Source organism: Anaeromyxobacter oryzae (assembly GCF_023169945.1).
Classification (GTDB): domain Bacteria; phylum Myxococcota; class Myxococcia; order Myxococcales; family Anaeromyxobacteraceae; genus Anaeromyxobacter; species Anaeromyxobacter oryzae.
This window is the reverse complement of record NZ_AP025591.1, coordinates 3,428,946-3,444,135: the sequence shown is the minus strand read 5'-3', so window position 1 is coordinate 3,444,135 and position 15,190 is coordinate 3,428,946. Positions and strand designations below refer to the sequence as shown.

16 protein-coding genes are annotated in these 15,190 nt (G+C 76.2%); 4 read left to right on the top strand and 12 right to left on the bottom strand.

Features of this window, described 5'->3' with window-relative positions:
* Window positions 1-6: 6 nt before the first annotated feature.
* On the top strand, window positions 7-2,313 hold the full coding sequence (locus AMOR_RS14985) for a carboxypeptidase regulatory-like domain-containing protein (protein ID WP_248352359.1): 2,307 nt from the start codon (window positions 7-9) through the stop codon (window positions 2,311-2,313).
* A 31-nt stretch (window positions 2,314-2,344) separates the two neighbouring features.
* Window positions 2,345-2,890 carry a gamma-glutamylcyclotransferase gene (locus AMOR_RS14980; protein ID WP_248352358.1) on the top strand — a complete coding sequence of 182 codons (546 nt, stop codon included), beginning with the start codon at window positions 2,345-2,347 and terminating at the stop codon, window positions 2,888-2,890.
* Here AMOR_RS14980 and AMOR_RS14975 read toward each other — a convergent pair.
* Both AMOR_RS14975 and AMOR_RS14970 read right to left on the bottom strand, forming a co-directional pair.
* Window positions 2,887-3,714, bottom strand: a complete 828-nt coding sequence (locus AMOR_RS14975; protein WP_248352357.1) for an SIR2 family NAD-dependent protein deacylase — start codon at window positions 3,712-3,714, stop codon at window positions 2,887-2,889. The two genes, AMOR_RS14980 and AMOR_RS14975, sit on opposite strands and share 4 nt — an antisense overlap.
* Before the next feature lie 17 nt (window positions 3,715-3,731).
* The gene (locus AMOR_RS14970; protein WP_248352356.1) at window positions 3,732-4,589 is read right to left on the bottom strand and encodes a cobalamin-binding protein; all 858 of its coding nucleotides are present in this window, start codon (window positions 4,587-4,589) and stop codon (window positions 3,732-3,734) included.
* 50 nt (window positions 4,590-4,639) lie between these two features.
* On the opposite strand from AMOR_RS14970, the gene apaG reads away from it, so the two are divergent.
* Window positions 4,640-5,017 (top strand): Co2+/Mg2+ efflux protein ApaG, encoded by a 378-nt coding sequence (gene apaG, locus AMOR_RS14965; protein WP_248352355.1) that lies wholly within the window; start codon window positions 4,640-4,642, stop codon window positions 5,015-5,017.
* Between the two features lie 24 nt (window positions 5,018-5,041).
* On the opposite strand, the gene AMOR_RS14960 is transcribed toward apaG, so the two are convergent.
* The 9 genes from AMOR_RS14960 to AMOR_RS14920 all read right to left on the bottom strand — a co-directional run bounded on the left by AMOR_RS14960 (window position 5,042) and on the right by AMOR_RS14920 (window position 12,630).
* Window positions 5,042-6,112 carry a GspE/PulE/PilB domain-containing protein gene (locus AMOR_RS14960; RefSeq protein ID WP_248352354.1) on the bottom strand — a complete coding sequence of 357 codons (1,071 nt, stop codon included), beginning with the start codon at window positions 6,110-6,112 and terminating at the stop codon, window positions 5,042-5,044.
* 77 nt (window positions 6,113-6,189) lie between these two features.
* On the bottom strand, window positions 6,190-6,645 hold the full coding sequence (locus AMOR_RS14955) for an ExbD/TolR family protein (protein ID WP_248352353.1): 456 nt from the start codon (window positions 6,643-6,645) through the stop codon (window positions 6,190-6,192).
* Window positions 6,646-6,648: 3 nt separating this feature from the next.
* Window positions 6,649-7,347 carry a MotA/TolQ/ExbB proton channel family protein gene (locus tag AMOR_RS14950; RefSeq protein WP_248352352.1) on the bottom strand — a complete coding sequence of 233 codons (699 nt, stop codon included), beginning with the start codon at window positions 7,345-7,347 and terminating at the stop codon, window positions 6,649-6,651.
* 97 nt (window positions 7,348-7,444) lie between these two features.
* Window positions 7,445-8,341, bottom strand: a complete 897-nt coding sequence (locus AMOR_RS14945) for a lipoprotein insertase outer membrane protein LolB (RefSeq protein WP_248352351.1) — start codon at window positions 8,339-8,341, stop codon at window positions 7,445-7,447.
* Window positions 8,342-8,362: 21 nt separating this feature from the next.
* The gene (locus tag AMOR_RS14940; RefSeq protein ID WP_248352350.1) at window positions 8,363-9,271 is read right to left on the bottom strand and encodes a TRAP transporter TatT component family protein; all 909 of its coding nucleotides are present in this window, start codon (window positions 9,269-9,271) and stop codon (window positions 8,363-8,365) included.
* Window positions 9,272-9,315: 44 nt separating this feature from the next.
* A complete protein-coding gene (locus tag AMOR_RS14935; RefSeq protein ID WP_248352349.1) occupies window positions 9,316-10,341 on the bottom strand; it encodes a MaoC/PaaZ C-terminal domain-containing protein in 1,026 nt (341 codons plus the stop codon).
* Window positions 10,342-10,351: 10 nt separating this feature from the next.
* Entirely contained in the window at window positions 10,352-10,786 is a 435-nt protein-coding gene (locus AMOR_RS14930; RefSeq protein ID WP_248352348.1) for a MaoC family dehydratase N-terminal domain-containing protein, read from the bottom strand.
* A gap of 10 nt (window positions 10,787-10,796) precedes the next feature.
* Window positions 10,797-11,783 carry a dihydrodipicolinate reductase gene (locus AMOR_RS14925; RefSeq protein ID WP_248352347.1) on the bottom strand — a complete coding sequence of 329 codons (987 nt, stop codon included), beginning with the start codon at window positions 11,781-11,783 and terminating at the stop codon, window positions 10,797-10,799.
* A 220-nt stretch (window positions 11,784-12,003) separates the two neighbouring features.
* The gene (locus AMOR_RS14920; protein WP_248352346.1) at window positions 12,004-12,630 is read right to left on the bottom strand and encodes a TlpA family protein disulfide reductase; all 627 of its coding nucleotides are present in this window, start codon (window positions 12,628-12,630) and stop codon (window positions 12,004-12,006) included.
* 71 nt (window positions 12,631-12,701) lie between these two features.
* Between AMOR_RS14920 and AMOR_RS14915 the strand changes: the two genes are divergently transcribed.
* The gene (locus AMOR_RS14915) at window positions 12,702-13,814 is read left to right on the top strand and encodes a DUF4388 domain-containing protein (RefSeq protein WP_248352345.1); all 1,113 of its coding nucleotides are present in this window, start codon (window positions 12,702-12,704) and stop codon (window positions 13,812-13,814) included.
* A gap of 47 nt (window positions 13,815-13,861) precedes the next feature.
* Here the strand turns inward: AMOR_RS14915 and AMOR_RS14910 are convergent, their stop codons facing one another.
* Window positions 13,862-15,121 (bottom strand): penicillin-binding transpeptidase domain-containing protein, encoded by a 1,260-nt coding sequence (locus AMOR_RS14910; protein ID WP_248352344.1) that lies wholly within the window; start codon window positions 15,119-15,121, stop codon window positions 13,862-13,864.
* Window positions 15,122-15,190: the final 69 nt, after the last annotated feature.

The following is a 15,190-nucleotide window of genomic DNA, read 5'->3' as shown; positions in this document are numbered from 1 at the left end:
CTCTCCATGCGCGTCCGGCCGATCGTGGTCCTGGGCGGCGTCCTCGTCGCCGCCGTGCTCGCCGCGGTGTTCGTCGTCGTGCAGCTGCCGCGCGAGGGGCAGGTGAGCCCGCTCGCGGCGGCGCCCGCGCCCGCGGCGCCGCCGTCGAGCCTCGCCGATCCGCCCGCCGCCGCCGGCGAGGGCGTCGCCGTGGTGCGGGTCACCGCGGGCGGCGAGCCGCAGGGGACCGCCGACGTCCGGCTCTACCGCGCGATCGGAGGCGAGGACCCCGGCTGGCGCCGGGCCGGCTCGGGCCGGACCGGCGCGGATGGGCTCGCGCGCGTGCCCTCCCGGCCCGGCGCGTACCTCGTGGCGGTCCGCGCGCCGGGGCTCGCGACCGGAGTCGCGGAGCTCATCCGCGCCCCGGGCGCCGAGGCGACGCACGTCGAGGTGGCGCTCGCGCCGCCGGCCGCCCTCGACGGCGTCGTCCGCGTGCGCGGCGCGGGGACGCCCGTGGCGGCCCGCGTGACGCTCGTCCCCGCCGGCGCCCGCGTCCTGACCGCGCTCGACGCGCCCCCCGAGGAGTCCGTGTCCGTCGTCGCGGACGGCGACGGCCGGTTCAGCGCCGAGGGCCTCGCGCCCGGCACGTGGACCGTGCTCGTCGGCGCGCCCGGTCTCCACCCGGTCCGCGTCGAGCGGGTGGCCGTGCCGCGGGCCGCGCCGCTCGCCGTCGAGCTCGAGCCGCTCGCGACCCTCTCCGGAGAGGTGGCGCTCGCGAGCGGGCGGCCCGCAACGGGCGCGACCGTCCGCGCCGTCTCCCGTGCCCACGCGGCGAGCGCGATCGCGGACGCGTCGGGGCGGTTCGTGCTGGCGGTGCCCGCGGGCGAGTACGCGCTGCTCGCGGCCGCTCCGGGGGAGGCAGGCGCGCTCGACGCGGCCGTCGCCGTCGGGCCGGGCGGGACGGCGCGCGGCCTCGCGCTCCGGCTCGGGCCGGCGGCAGTCCTCGACGGCGTCGCCGTCCGCGCCGACGGCGCGCCGGCCGCGGGCGCGGACGTCGTGCTGCTCCGCCACGACGCGGGCGGGCGCGTCGCCCGGACGGCGGCGGGCGCGGACGGGCGCTTCACGCTGCGCGACGTCGCCCCGGGCGCGTACGACCTGTCGGTCTCGGCCGCCGGCGCGAGCCCGGCGCGCCTCGGCGGCGTCACGCTCGCCGCCGGCCAGCGGTTCCCCGTGACCGCGACGCTCGCCGCGACGGGCGCCATCGAGGGCGCGGTCGCGGATCCTGCCGGCCATCCGCTCTCGGGCGCCCGCGTCCGGGTGGTGTCGCGCGGCGACGGGCTCGAGCGCACCCTCCCGCTCGAGGTGCGGAGCGACTTCGACGGCCGCTACCGGATCGACGGCCTCGAGGCCGGGCGGGCGGAGCTGGTCGCGTCGGAGGAGGGCGCGCTGGTCGGCGACGCGCGGGCGGTGCGCGTCGCGCCCGGCCGGGCGGTGCGGATGGACTTCTTCGTGGCGCCCGCGGGCGTCCTCGCCGGCCGCGTCGTGGCGGACGGGAAGCGGCCGCCGCTCGGGACGGCGGTCGTCGCCGTGCCGCTCCGGGCCGGGCTCGGCACCTCGCAGGTGGCGCGCACGCTCGCCGACGCCTCGGGCAACTATGGCCTCGTGGTCCCCGCCGGCGAGTACCGCGTCCACGCTGCGCCCTCGGAGGCCGCCTCCGCGGACCTCCGCGTCCCGCCGGCGTTCGTGCGCGTCGAGCCGCGGCTCACGACCCGCCTGGACCTCACGCTCGCGGCCGCGCCGGTGGAGGAGGGCACCGAGATCTCGATCGTGGAGCCCGGCGGAGCGCCTTCCGCTGGCGCCATCGTGACGGTATCCCGTCCCGACGACCCGAGGATCGCGCTCGCGCTCACCGCCGGCGAGGACGGCCGGGTGCGGCTCGCGCCCGGCCTGGGCCTCGGCGACCGGCCGGTGACGCTCCGGGCCCGGAACGGCGGCCGGGCCGGCGCCTACACCGGCCCCATCCCGGCCTCGGGCGAGGTCGTCGTGACGCTCGCGCCCGGCGCCGCCGTCGACGGCGTGGTCCGCGCGGGTGGGCGCGCCGTGAAGGGATTCACGCTGGAGGTGACTTCCCAGCCCACCCCGGAGGGCTGGCGCACCGTGGACGTCCACCGGTTCACCGGCGACCGCTTCGCCCTCGGCGACCTCCCGGGCGAGCCGCTGCGGCTGTCGGTGGTCGCCGACGACGGCCGGCGCGGCGAGGCGCTGGTCCGTCTGGCCGCGGGCGAGAGCCGCGGCCTCGAGATCGTCCTCTCGGGGAGCCCCGCCGGGCGGTGACGCGCGACCCGGACGGTGTTACTGAGAGCGCATGGCGCTCCCCGTGTTCGGCAAGGCGCACGAGGCCCCGGCCGGACCAGGGTTCGTGTGGTTCGTGTACGGCTCGTCGCTAGATGGCGAGGCGTTCTCGGCCTGGGCCCGCGAGCACGGCTACGACACCCCCGACCTCGGGCGCGGGCGGCCGGCGCGCCTCGCCGGGTTCCGCCTCGCGTTCGACGTGGTCTCGCGCCACTGGGGCGGCGCGGTGGCGAGCCTCGCCGAGGCGCCCGGCGAGGTCGTCGAGGGGCTCGCGGTGCCGATGCCGGGCGGCGCCCGCGGCCTCGTCGATCACAAGGAGGGCGCCCTCTCCGGCCTCTACGAACCGGTGCCGGTGAAGGTGCGGACCACGGACGGGACCGAGGTGGACGCCGTCGCGTACCGCGCCGCGACCTCCCGCCGGCTCGCGTCGGACGGGGTCCCGGCCCCGGCCTACCTCGACGCGCTCGTCCGCGGCGCCCGCGCCGCCGGGCTCTCCGCGAGCTGGATCGCACGCCTCGAGGCGTTCCGCGGCGACGCCGGCGCGGACGTCCGCGGCTAGGCGCTCGAGGACGTCGCCCCGAGCGCCGCGACGATCTCCGGCAGCCGCTCGCAGGCGCTGCCGCGCGCGAAGTGACCGAGCGGCGATCGCTCGGCCAGCTCGGAGAACGGGTTCTCCTCGGGGTTCACGTCCACCATCGCCGCGCCGCGCATGAACACCAGCTGGCCGATCTGCATCGGGAGGTTCGTGGCCCCGCTCGTCCCGACCACGAGGAGGAGATCGGCGGCGCCGGCGGCGCGCAGCGCGCTGTCCATCCGGTAGTTGGCCTCGTCGTAGCACTCGTCGAACCAGAGCACGTGCGGGCGGAGCCACCCGCCGCAGCGCGGGCAGGTGAGCTTCCGGCGCTCGTCCCCGGTGAAGGGCTGGTCCTTCGTGCGGGGCGGGAACGGAGGCAGGTCGAGGAGGCCCACGCCGCAGTCGGCCGCGCACCGGACCCAGGCCGCGTCGCCGTGGATGCAGAAGACGCGCCGCGAGCCGGCGCGCCGGTGCAGCCCGTCGATGTTCTGGGTCACGAGCGTGAAGCGATCGCCGAGGGCGCTCTCGAGGCGAACGAGCGCGTGGTGCCCCGCGTTCGGCGACGCGTCCTTGCACACGCCGAACCGGTACAGGTACCAGCGCCAGACCTCCTCCGGTGCCTCGTCGAACATCGCCCGGGTCGCCATCTCCTGCGGCATGTAGTTCCGCGACCCGACCACCCAGTACCCCTCCACGCCGCGGAAGGTGGGGATCCCGCTCTCGGCCGAGATCCCCGCGCCGGTGAGCACGACCACGCGCCCCTGCCGGCGGCGGATCTCGGAGAGGATGCCCGCGAGCTTCTCGTCCATGGGGTGGAGCATAACCTTCACGCGCCCCGGAGATCGCCGGCGCGGCGGGCCGGCAGCCGCTCGCCCCGGGCCACCGCGGCCACGATCCGGGCGAGCGCGCGGGCGCCGTCCTCGAGCGCCGCGGGGCCCGGCTGCAGGATGATCGCGCTCTTCACCTCGTACAGCTGATCGTCCCTCACCGCCCGGACCGCCGCGAACCCGGGACGGCCCGCGATGACCTCGCGCCGCGCCTTCTTCCCGCACCAGCTCGCCACGACGACGTCCGGGTCGCGCCGCGCCACCTCGAGCGGGTCCTGGATGCGGCCCCTCGCGGCGTGCGACGCGCGGCTGTCGGCGCAGACGTCCTCGCCCCCCACGAGCTCGACCAGCTCCGAGACCCAGCGGATGCCGGCGATGAGCGGATCCGGCCACTCCTCGAAGAACACGCGGGGCCGGCGGGGCAGCGCAGCCGCGCCGTCCGCGAATTCGGCGAGACCGGCGGCGAGCCGGTCCGCGAGCGCGGCCCCCTCGGCGCCCCGGCCGACCGCGGCCGTGACGAGCCGGATCGTCTGGAGGATCTCCGCGATCGAGCGCTGGTTCGTGACGAGCACCGCGACGCCGCGGCGGACGAGGTCGCGCGCGATGTCCGCCTGCAGGTCCGAGAACCCCACCACGAGGTCCGGGCGGAGCGCGACGATGGCCTCGAGGTCCGCGGACAGGAAGGACGAGACGTGCGGCTTCCGGCGCGCCTCCGGTGGACGGACTGTGAACCCGGAGACGCCCACGACGAGGTCGTCCGCCCCGATCCGGTACAGCGTCTCGGTGGTCTCCTCCGTCAGGCAGACCACGCGGCGCGGGTGCGGCGGGGCGGACGCGATCAGGGCAGGCACATCCACGGTGGGCGCTCGACGGGCGGGAGGGTGCGCGCGCGTTATAACCCCCGTGCGTGTCGAGCGCCGTGACCCAGGGGATCCGCGTCCAGGTGCGGAGCGCGTACCGGCCGGACCGGTCCGAGCCCGGCAAGTACCTCTTCACGTACACGGTGAAGATCGCCAACGACGGCGAGGCGGCCGCGCGGCTCGTGGCGCGGCACTGGATCGTCACCGACGCCAACGGCGAGCTCGAGGAGGTCGCGGGCGAGGGCGTCGTCGGCCACCAGCCCTACCTGACCGCCGGCGAGGAGTTCGAGTACACGAGCTTCTGCATCCTCGAGACGCCGCACGGCTCGATGCACGGGACCTACCGGATGGTGCGCGACGACGGGAGCTCGTTCGACGCCGAGATCGCGCCGTTTCCGCTGGTGGTGCCGGGCGCGCTCAACTGAGCGTGACGCACCGTCCCGCGGCGGTCACCTCCGCAGCAGCTCGTCCAGGAACTCCTGCTCGGTGACGAACCCGCGGCGGATCAGCAGCCGGATCATCGCCGCCATCGCCTGGGCGGGCTTCACGATGTCGGGCTCGGCGGGGGCGCCGCCGGCGAGACGGTCGAGCGCGTCGAGGATCTCGCGCTCCGCCTCGGTGAGCGGGCGCGCGGAGGGATCGCCCTCGGCGGGCTCGTCCGCGGGGGCGAGGTCGGTCGCGAGCACTGCGTCGCCCTCGAGCTCGGCCTGGAGCTCGGCCTCGAACGGATACGGCGTCAGCTCCGGCGGCTCTTCCGCAGCGACGGGCGCGGGCGGAGCGACGGGCGCCGCGGGCGCTCGGGCGGGTCGCGCCTCGACGGGCTCCGGGCGAACGGGAGCGGGAGACGGCGCGGGCGCGGCCCACGTCGCAGGCGCCGGTCCGGCGGTTCGCTCCTCGACCGGGTCGGCGCGAACGGGGGCGCGGGCGGGGGCCGGCGCGGTCGGCGCCAGCGCAGGGCCACTGCCGAAGAACGCCTCGAACGCCTCGTTCGAGCCGCCTCCGAAGGCATCCAGCACCGGCTCGCCGCCGAGATCGTCGACGTCGAGGTCGAGCGCGATGGCCTCCACCGCGCCGCCGGCCGTGGGGTAGTGCAGCTGCAGGGCCGCGGCGATCTCGCGATCTCCGCCGATGCAGACGCTCACGCGCCGTCCGGTCCGGAACCGCAGCTCGTCGACGACCGCGAGGTTCGTCGGGTCCGACATCGCCACCCGGATCGAGCTCGTGTCCGCGCCCATCGGGAACACGTTGTTGCGCGTCGCGAACTCGCGGGGGACGAGCTTCAGCGCCTGCTCGAACGCGTACGGCTCGAGCGCGTCGAGCCGGGCGACCTCGAACCCGAACTTCTTCGCGAGCGCCTCCACGATGTCGGCCTCGGTCGCGAGCTTCAGGTCGACGAGCGCCTGACCGATGCGGACGCCCCACTGGCGCTGATGGCCGAGGGCCGCCTGGAGCTGCGTCGCGTCGATGATGCCGGACTCGAGGAGGATCTCACCGAGCCGCTTCTTCGGGGCGGCGGTCATGGCGGGGCGATCCTACCTCCGCGCCGCGGACGCCGTCGAGCGACACCGGGTGCGCGCCCGAGGGGACGCGCAGGCGGTCACTGCCCGGCGCGGGTCGCGATGGCGAGGCGGGAGAGGCCGACGCCGCGCGCGAGCTCCATCACCTGCACGACCCGCCCGTGCGGGACGCCCGCGTCCGCCTGCACGAGGACGACCGTCTCCGCGTTCCGGCCGTGCGTCTCACCGAACACGCCCTTCAGCGAGTCGTCGTCGAGCACCTTCCCGCCGACCACCGCGCGGCCGTCGGCGAGGATCGCCACGGCGAGATCCTGCGGGACCGGGGCGACCTCGCCCTTCCCGCCCTTCGGCAGGTTGACCTTGAACCCACCCTTCTCCTGGCCGGCCTCCGCGATCGCGGTGGTCGTCACCATGAAGATGATGAGGAGGACGAGGAAGATGTCGGTGAGCGGGGTGATGTTGATGTCGGCGAAGATGCCGCCGCCACCGCCCTCGTCGTCGCCGCCCACGTCGCCGTTCGGACCGCCGATCGCCACGGGCTAACCCTCCTTCGCCGGCCGGAGCGGCGGCGACGCGTCGGCACCGGCGGTGCGGAGCGTCGGGAGCACCTCCTTCAGGATCTCGAGGTACTCCTCCGTGAGGAGCCGCAGCTGCAGCGCGAGCTTCTGCACGTGGACGTTCAGGAAGTTGAAGATCACGACGGCCTCGATGGCGACCGCGATGCCGCCCGCGGTCGTGACGAGGGCCTCGGAGATGCCCGCCGCGACCACCGCGAACCCGCCCTGCCCGGTCGACGCCATCTGCCGGAACGCGTGCATGATGCCGACCACGGTGCCGAAGAGGCCGACGAACGGCGCGGTGGCGCCGACGGTGCCGAGGATCCAGAGGTTCCGGCGGAGCTTCAGGTTCACCTGCTGCCGCTCGCGCTCCACCGCCGCGACGATCTTCTCGACGGGTGGCGGGCCGCGGCCCGCGCGGGGCGCGGCGGCGACGAGGCCGGCGAGGAACACGTCCGCGGCGGAGGACCCGGAGCGTTCGCACTGGGCGCGCCCGTCCTCGAGGTCACCCCGGTAGAGCGCCCGCGTCACGGCGTCGGCGAGGCTCTTCGCCCGCGCGGTGAAGCCGAACAGCGCGATCGCGCGCTCGACGGCGACGGCGAGCGCGATGACCGAGCACGCCACGATGATCCACATCGAGGCGCTCCCGGTCTTGAGGAGCGAGCTGTAGCTGAATTCCACTTGGTGTTCTCCCGGTCGAACCCGGCGAGAGGAGTGTAACGGCCGCCCGGCGAGCGCGGGGGGCCCATCGACGGCGCGAACGTACGGACGGCCGAGGTCATTCCCGGCCGGGCGGGCCACCGCCCGCCGGCGCGCTCCCGGCGGGGTCGGCGCCGGCCGGCGGAAGGAAGGGGTTCGGCGGCGTGCCGGGGAGGACCTCGTCGCCCCCGAGATCCACCACGCGGGCGCCGCGCGGGGGCTCGAGACGGAAGAGCTTCGGGTCGATCTCCCCGTTCACCTCGGCGTCCTTCCAGGCGAGGTCGAGCTTCACCTTGGGCGAATCCGCCCGGAGCGCGACCTGCCGGGGGAACCAGACGCCCGCCCGCTGCTGGAAGATCTCGAACCGGAGGTCGTAGGTCCCCGGTCCGGGCCCTCCCGCGACCCGCCGCGACGAGCGCTCCACGACGGCGTCGGACCCGACCCGGAGCGCCTGCGTGAGGGCACCCCGCGCGAGCTCGAGGGTGACGAACCCGGCGCCCGGGACGGCCGCCGTCGGCGTGCCGTCGACGAGCGGCGCCGTGCCGAGGAGGATCGCGACGAGGTCCTCGGCCGGGATCGGGACCGGGAGCAGCCGCGCGAGGTTCTCCGGCGTGGCGGCCCCGCGGTACAGCACCTTCTCGCGCGCGTCGTAGAGCGCGAAGCGCCCCTCGCCCGCCACGAGGACGACCGTCACGTTGCCGAAGAAGTCGAGCACCTCGAGGTGCACCCGATCCGGCCGCTCCGCCGCGACGAACTGCGAGACGGTGCCGGACCCCCCGGGCGCGTCGACGCCGACGCGCGCCGTCCCCGACACGCTCCGGAGGCGCGCCTGGGAGCGGAGGACCTGGTCCCGGAGCGCCGCGGCGTCGAGCGACAGATCCGGCGGCGGCGTCCGCGGCGGGCGGCAGGCAGCGAGCGCCAGCGCCGCCGCGAGGGCGAGGCGCGCGGGCGCGCGGAGGGGGCGGACGTTGGGCAAGGTCGGTCTCGGTCCCGGCGCCTAGAACAGGCGCGCCTTCCGCTCGAGGAGCTCCTGCGCGGACCGGCGAGCGATCCGGTTCTCCGGCGCGCGGCCGGGGTCGCGGGCCGGATCCGCAGCGAGGACGTCCGCGAGGAGCCGGTCGAAGAGCGCCTCGTCCTGCACCAGCACCGCGTACGTCTCCGCCTCGGCCACCGGCCCGAGGAGATCGTCCGGCGCGAGGGCGCGGGCGCGCTCGAAGTGGGCGCGGCTCGCCGCCGCGCCGCCGCCCGCGGCGACCGGGAGCGCGGCCCGCCACGCGCCGAGGGCGCGGTGCGGCCCGGCGGCGTCGACCCGCTCGTCCAGCTCCGCCGCGCGCGTCATCATCCCGAGCGCCGCGTCCTTCACCGCGAGCACCGCCGCGTACCCGGTCGCCTGCGCCGCGCGCATCGTGCCGAGCGCGAGCCAGTAGAGGGCCTCGGCCCCTCCGGCGTCGACCCGCGCCGCCGCGGCCGCGGGATCCTCGCCCGCGTCGATCGCCTTCGCCCAGCCCGGCGCGAGCGTCCGGAGGGCGCGCTCGGCGGCCCGGGCCGACGCTTCCCAGCCCTCGCGGGCGCGGCCCGGATCCGCCGCGGCGCGCCCGCGGAACGCCTCGGCGCGCGCGATCCGCAGCTCGATGGCGGGATCGCCGGGTCGAAGCCCCGCGGCGCGCCCGTACGCGGCGAGCGCCGCCACCACTCGACCGGGATCTCCGCGCTCGAGGAACGCCCGATCGCCCTCGGCGACGGCGGCGTCGGCCTGCACCACGGCCGGCGCGCGCGCCGGCTCCGCGAGCGCGGTCGGACCGTCCGCCGCGCGGCGGCAGCCCGGCGCCGCGAGCGCGAGCGCGAGCGCGAGCGGCGCGAGCGGGCCGGGCGCGAGGAGCGGGTGCGGAGCGCGTCTCGGGGACAAGGGGGTGCGGGACCGGCGCCGGGAGACCGGCGACCGCCCGCCTCCTACCGCCGCTTCTTCCCGGTGGGCTTCTTCGCCGCGCCGCGGGCGCGGGCGCGGGCGGCCTTGTCGCTCCGCGTCGGCCGCTTCGCCGGATGCGGGCGCGCGGCCTTGGCCTTTCCTGCGCCCGCGTGCTTCGGGGCAGGGCGCGCCGCCTTCGCCGGGCGCGCCGGGTGCGCCGGACGGGCGGGCGCTGCGGCCTTCGCGGCGGGACGGGCGGGCGCGGCCGCCGGCCGGGCCGGAGCGGCGGCCTTCGTCGCCGGGACCGGGGGCGCGGGAGGCCGCGCGGCGGCGGGCGCCGCGACCGGGCGAGCAGGCGGAGCGGCGGGCCGCGCCGGCGGGACGGCGGCGGCGGGCCGGGGCGCCGCGCCAGGCGGCGTGACCGCGGGGCGAGCGCCGGGCGGCTGAGGCGCACCGGGCCGCGCCGGCGCGGGTGGCGGCGCGAGCGGCCGCGGCGGCGCGAGGGGGCGGCCGGCGGCGACGGCGGGCCGGGGCGGCTGCGCGCGCGACAGCTTGGCGAGGCGCGCCTCCTCCTCCTCCTTCGTCACGACGAGCGGCCCGTGGCCGGCCCGCTGGCGGGCCTCGTCCTCGGCGCTGTAGTAAAGCTGGAACGTGGCGAGGCCGCGGACCACGAGCTCGCCGCGCTGGTTCTCCGCCCAGACCTCGATGTCGATCCCGTACTTCCCGCCCTCCTCGAAGCGGCGGTCGGACACGCGGCCGCGCGCGGTGAGGACGTCGCCGGGCCAGACGATCTTCACGAAGCGGGCCTGGAACTTCCGGAGGCGCGCGCCCCGGACCCACTCGACGACGAGCTCGCCGACGAAGCCCATCGCGATCATCCCGGGCGCGAGGGCGCTCGGGAACCCCGAGTTCTTCGCGAAGGGCTCGTCGATGAAGAGCGGGTTCCAGTCCTGCGCCGCGCCGACGTACCGGGCGATCTGCAGGCGATCCACGGGCGGCTTCACGAGCGGGGGCAGCTCGTCCCCCACCTTCACCGCCTCGAAGTAGAGCTGGCGTGCCGTGAGCGTCATCGTCCCCTCATCAGCGACGCAGGATGAGCGTCGCGCGCGAGCGGAACAGAAGCTCGCCCTTGTCGTCCCGGCCCTCGTCCTCGATCACGATCACGTCCGTCGGCCCGCTCGCGCCGGGGCGCTCGAGCACGTCGGCCACGCGGCTCGTCACGGTCACGCGGTCGCCCGCGACGAGCGCGCGTCCGTACTCGAACTGCTGCTCGCCGTGCAGGATCGAGCGCGTCCCGAGGTCGAGCGAATGCCGGAACCGCTCGTTCGTGGCGAGCACGATGGGGAACGTCGGCGGGGCGACGATCCCCGGGAGCCCGGCCGCGCGCGCCGCCACCTCGTCCTGGTAGATCGGGTTCGGATCGCCGAGCGCGTCCGCGAAGCGCCGGATCGCGCCCTTCTCCACGTCGTGGACGACGGGCTCGCTCTCTCGGCCGATGAGGGATCTGTCGAGCATGGTCCTCTCTTCAATGCCCCGCGGGCAGATCGAGCACGGTGACGAGCCCGCGCAGCTCCGTCACCGCGGGTACCGCGTTCACGACCGCGGCCGCGGTGGCCGCGTCGCCGGAGATGCCCCCCGGCACCACGAGCCGGAGCGGCGGGTCGGCGTCGAGCTCCACCTCGTCGCGCGGGTCCTCCGCGCCGATGGCGATCGTGAGCTCGAGCCGGACGACCTCGCGCTCGTCCGCGAACACGCGCGCGACCTGGGAGACCCCCGCGACCTGCCCGCGCCGGACCGGGATGGGGCCGTCCCAGTCCTCCTCGGCCACGAGCGGCGCCACCTCGTCGTCCACCTCGTCGATGGCGAGCCCGAGGCCGACCGCCGCGAGCGCCGCGGACTCGAGGAGGCCGAGGTGCCCCACCTCGCCCCGCTCGGCGGCGTCGTGGAACGCGTCCTCGGTCAGCCCGGCGCCGATCTTCCGCTGCAGCGCCGCGCGCCGGCGCGACGCGTCGACCACCCGGACCGCGCGCACGTGCCGGACGGGTCCGGTGACCTGGCCGAGCAGAGCGGGGAGGCGATCGAGGACGAACCCGGGGTTCACGCCGGTCCCCAGCACCGCGACGTTCCGGCTCTCCGCGAGCCGGTCGAGCGCGTTCGCCTCCTCCTCGTGCTGGAGGAAGGGGTAGGCGAGCTCCTCGCACGTGGAGACGACCGAGAGACCGGCCTTCACCACGCGCTCGAGGTCCGGGAGGAGCTCGGCGAAGCGGCTCCCGGTCGCGAGCAGGACCACCCCGCCGGCGGCGGACGCGAGCGCTCCGCGCAGATCGGGTGCGACCAGGAGATCCGGTGCGGGTGCGCCGATCACCTCGGCGAGCGAGCGGCCGGCCTTCGCGCGATCGGCATCGACCGCGGCCACCACCTGCAGGTCCGGACGTGCGAGGGCAGCTCGGGCGATGGCTCGACCGATCTCACCGAGCCCGACGAGCACGACGGGGATGCCGCTGTCTGCCACGCGCCCCTCCGGGGCGATCGCGTAAACGGGCCGACCGCCGAATCTCCGAAGATTCCCGGGCCTTTATAGTGCACGGCCTTTGCCCCTATCAAGAAAACCGGGGGCGGGGACCCGATCGACGGGACGCAACGCGCACGCGTCCACCGCTTCGACGCGGAGCGTCAAGTTAATGATATTGCGCAGGATCCGGTGGTCTGGACCCCTTTCGAGGACGCCGGCGCTAGGAGCGGATGAGCTGCTCGATATAAGCGCGGGCCACGGGGCTCGACCAGTCGAGCGGGCCCTCGAAGAACCCGACGATGCGGCCGTCCTTCGCGACGATGTAGCTCTCCGGGAACATGATCTTCGGGCACGCCCCGCGCGCGGTACAGAAGTAGGAAGCGACCGCGGTCTTACCCTCCGAGGGATCGAGCGCCACCGTGATCCCCTGCGTCGAGCCGAGGTAGGGCGGCGCGCCGAAGAACTCCTTCACGGGGCCCCACCCGTCGTCGGCGGAGACGGCGACCATCTTGAACTTGCCGGGGTAGCGCGCCTCGAGGTCCCGTCCGAGCGCGAGCATCGACGGCATCTCGTCGCGGCAGGGTGGGCACCACGTCGCCCAGAAGTTCACGAAGACGACCTGCCCCTTCACGCTGTCGAGGCTGAACCGCTTCCCGTCGAGGGTCGGCAGGTCGAGCGTGGGCGCCGGCGCGGCGGAGCTCCGGAAGATCGGGATGGAGCGGACATCCACGGGGTGCGCGGGCAGCGGCGCGGCCTGGACCGGCTTGTCGTCGCGCTGGCAGCCGGCGGCGGCGAGGGCGAGGGCGGCCGCGACGGGCGCGGCGCGGCGGAGCGTGGCGACGGTCATGGCGGCGATCTTCTTACACGACGCCCCGGCTTGCCGCCAGCGCGCGGTCCGGGGGAGACTCGCGCTCCGGAATGCGCGGCCTCATGGGCAGCTTCGCGGTGCTCCCGCTCGGCGATCTCGTCGAGCTGCTCGCGCGCCGCAGGATGTCCGGCACGCTCACGTGCGAGCGCGGCACGATCCGCAAGACGCTCCACCTCGACCAGGGCGACGCCGTCGCCGCCGCCTCCAACGACCCGCGGGAGTTCCTCGGGCAGCTCCTCATCAACTTCGGCCACCTCACCGAGGACCAGCTCTCGAAGGCGTTCCAGACGCAGGAGGAGACGAAGGTCCGCCTCGGCAAGGTCCTCACCATGGTCGGGCTCGTCCCGGTGGAGACGATCCGCGAGGTCCTCGCCATCAAGATCCGCGAGACGCTCCTCGACGCCTTCCTCTGGGACGCCGGCCTGTTCTCGTTCGACGACGGCCCGCCGCCCGCGGTGGACGAGACCGACGCGCGCGTCCCGCTCGCGGACATCGCCCGCGAGGCGGAGTTCCGGGCGACGGCCTGGGGCGCGTTCCGCGCCCAGTTCCCCGCCGGCGGCGCGACCCTCGAGATCGACGAGGCGAAGGTCCCGCCCGGCCAGGACCCGACCACCGTCGACGGCCGCCTCGTCGCGCTCGCCCGCGACGGGAAGACCATCGACGAGATCGGGCTCGCGCTGCACGCCACCGACTTCCACCTGTACCAGCGGCTCTACGCGCTCGCGCGCCAGGGCGTCGTCCGCGCGGCGCCGCCGTCCGACGCGGCCGTCGCGGCGGCGGACGCGGTACCCGCGGACCTCCTCGAGCGTGCCCGCGGGCTGCTCGCCGACGGCCGCGCCGACGACGCCGAGCTCGTCGCGGCGCGCGCGGTCGAGCTCGCGCCCGCGTCGGGCGCGGCGCGGGCGCTCCTCGCCGAGGCGGAGCGCCTCCTCGCGGACCGCCTCCGCGGCGAGCTCCTCGCCACGACGCGGACCCCGCGGCTCCGCGTGCCGGCCGCCGAGCTGGCGCGGATGCGCCTCTCCTCCGCGGACAAGTACCTGCTCTCCCGCTGCGACGGGCGGCGGAGCGTGCTGGACCTCTCGCGGATCGCGCCGCTGCGCGAGCTCGACGTGCTGAAGTCGATCCGCCGCTTCGCGGAGTCCGAGCTGGTGGAGCTCTGCTAGACGGCGCGGTTCGCGACACCGAAGGTGATCGCGCGTCGCGCTGTCGTTCAGGGCGCTGGCGCCTTCGCGGTCCGGAGCCCCGGCGCCGGTCGGGCCGGGCCCTCCGCGACGCGCACCGCGAAGAACGCCTCGAGCGCGTCCTTCGCCACCGCGGAGGCGCGGGTCCGCCAGACCGTGCCGTTCGCGATCACCGTCGCGACCGCGATCTCGGGGTGGTCCGCCGGCGCGTAGCCGACGAACCAGGAGTAGTCGCGGAACGGGGCGCGGTCGGCGAGGGAGCCGGTCTTCCCGGCCACCGCGACGCCGCGGAGCGGCCCGCGCGCGCCGTGGAACGCGCGCCGCGCGGTCCCCTCGCTGCAGGTCGACCGCATCATCTCGCCGAGCGTGCCGGCCACGGCCTCGTCCACCACGCGCCAGGGCGCGGCGGGCACCGGCGCGTCCACGCCCTCGGTCTCGTCGACGATGACGGGCGGCACGAAGACCCCGCCGTTCGCGACGATGGCGGCGAGGAGCGCGCCGTGCAGCGGCGAGAGCCGCACCGGGCCGAAGCCGGCGGCGGTGTTCGCGAGCTCGAAGCCGGAGTCCGCGATGTCCGCCTTCGAGACGTCCACCGCGCGCGGGAACGGGATCGCGTCGTTGAAGAGGAAGCGCTTCGCCTCGGCCCGGAGGAGCGCGGCGTCGAGCCCGCGGTCGGCGAGCTTCGCGAACACCACGTTCGTCGAGTGGCCGAAGGCGCGCTCGAGGGTGGCGCAGCTCCGGTCGCGGCGCGGATCGTCGGAGAGGAGCGCCGGCTGCAGCCGCCGCATCCCGCCGTGGTAGCAGACCTCCTCGTCGGGGCGGATGCCCTGCTCGAGGAGCGCCGCCGCGGTCACGATCTTGAAGATGCTCGCGGCGGGCGCGAAGGCGGTGAGCGCGAGGCCGCGGCGGCCCGGCTCCGCCTGCGAGTGCTCCGCCATGGCGAGGATCCGGCCGGTGGCGGGCTCGATGAGCACGGTCACGCCCCAGGGCACGGCGAACGACTGCAGCGTGCGCTCGAGACGCGCCTGCAGGCGCGGATCGAGGGTGAGCACCGCGCGCCCCGTCCCGAGCGGCGCCACGTAGCGGCCCAGGGCGGGATCGAGGCGGAACTCGCCCAGGACCGGCGCGGGCGCGGGCGGCGGGGCGGGTGCGCCCGCGGCGGCGTCGACGGCGACGTGCGCGGGCGCGGTGCTCGCGGACGGGACGTCGTCCGCGCGGGGAACGGCGATGCCCGCGAGGAGCAGCGCAGTCGCGGGAACGAGGAGAGCGGAGATCGGCGGGAGCTTCATCGCGCTGGGAACGTGGGACTTGACGCAGTGTGCCCGAGGAAACGTTCGGCGTCAAAGTACGCCACGCGA

What these genes read in the sequence shown, in the direction of transcription:
- AMOR_RS14985 (WP_248352359.1), top strand. Translation starts at nt 7, where the DNA reads ATGCGCGTCCGGCCGATCGTGGTCCTGGGCGGCGTCCTCGTCGCCGCC.
- AMOR_RS14980 (WP_248352358.1), top strand. Translation starts at nt 2,345, where the DNA reads ATGGCGCTCCCCGTGTTCGGCAAGGCGCACGAGGCCCCGGCCGGACCA.
- AMOR_RS14975 (WP_248352357.1), bottom strand. Translation starts at nt 3,714, where the DNA reads ATGGACGAGAAGCTCGCGGGCATCCTCTCCGAGATCCGCCGCCGGCAG.
- AMOR_RS14960 (WP_248352354.1), bottom strand. Translation starts at nt 6,112, where the DNA reads ATGACCGCCGCCCCGAAGAAGCGGCTCGGTGAGATCCTCCTCGAGTCC.
- AMOR_RS14935 (WP_248352349.1), bottom strand. Translation starts at nt 10,341, where the DNA reads ATGACGCTCACGGCACGCCAGCTCTACTTCGAGGCGGTGAAGGTGGGG.
- AMOR_RS14930 (WP_248352348.1), bottom strand. Translation starts at nt 10,786, where the DNA reads ATGCTCGACAGATCCCTCATCGGCCGAGAGAGCGAGCCCGTCGTCCAC.
- AMOR_RS14920 (WP_248352346.1), bottom strand. Translation starts at nt 12,630, where the DNA reads ATGACCGTCGCCACGCTCCGCCGCGCCGCGCCCGTCGCGGCCGCCCTC.
- AMOR_RS14915 (WP_248352345.1), top strand. Translation starts at nt 12,702, where the DNA reads ATGCGCGGCCTCATGGGCAGCTTCGCGGTGCTCCCGCTCGGCGATCTC.
- AMOR_RS14910 (WP_248352344.1), bottom strand. Translation starts at nt 15,121, where the DNA reads ATGAAGCTCCCGCCGATCTCCGCTCTCCTCGTTCCCGCGACTGCGCTG.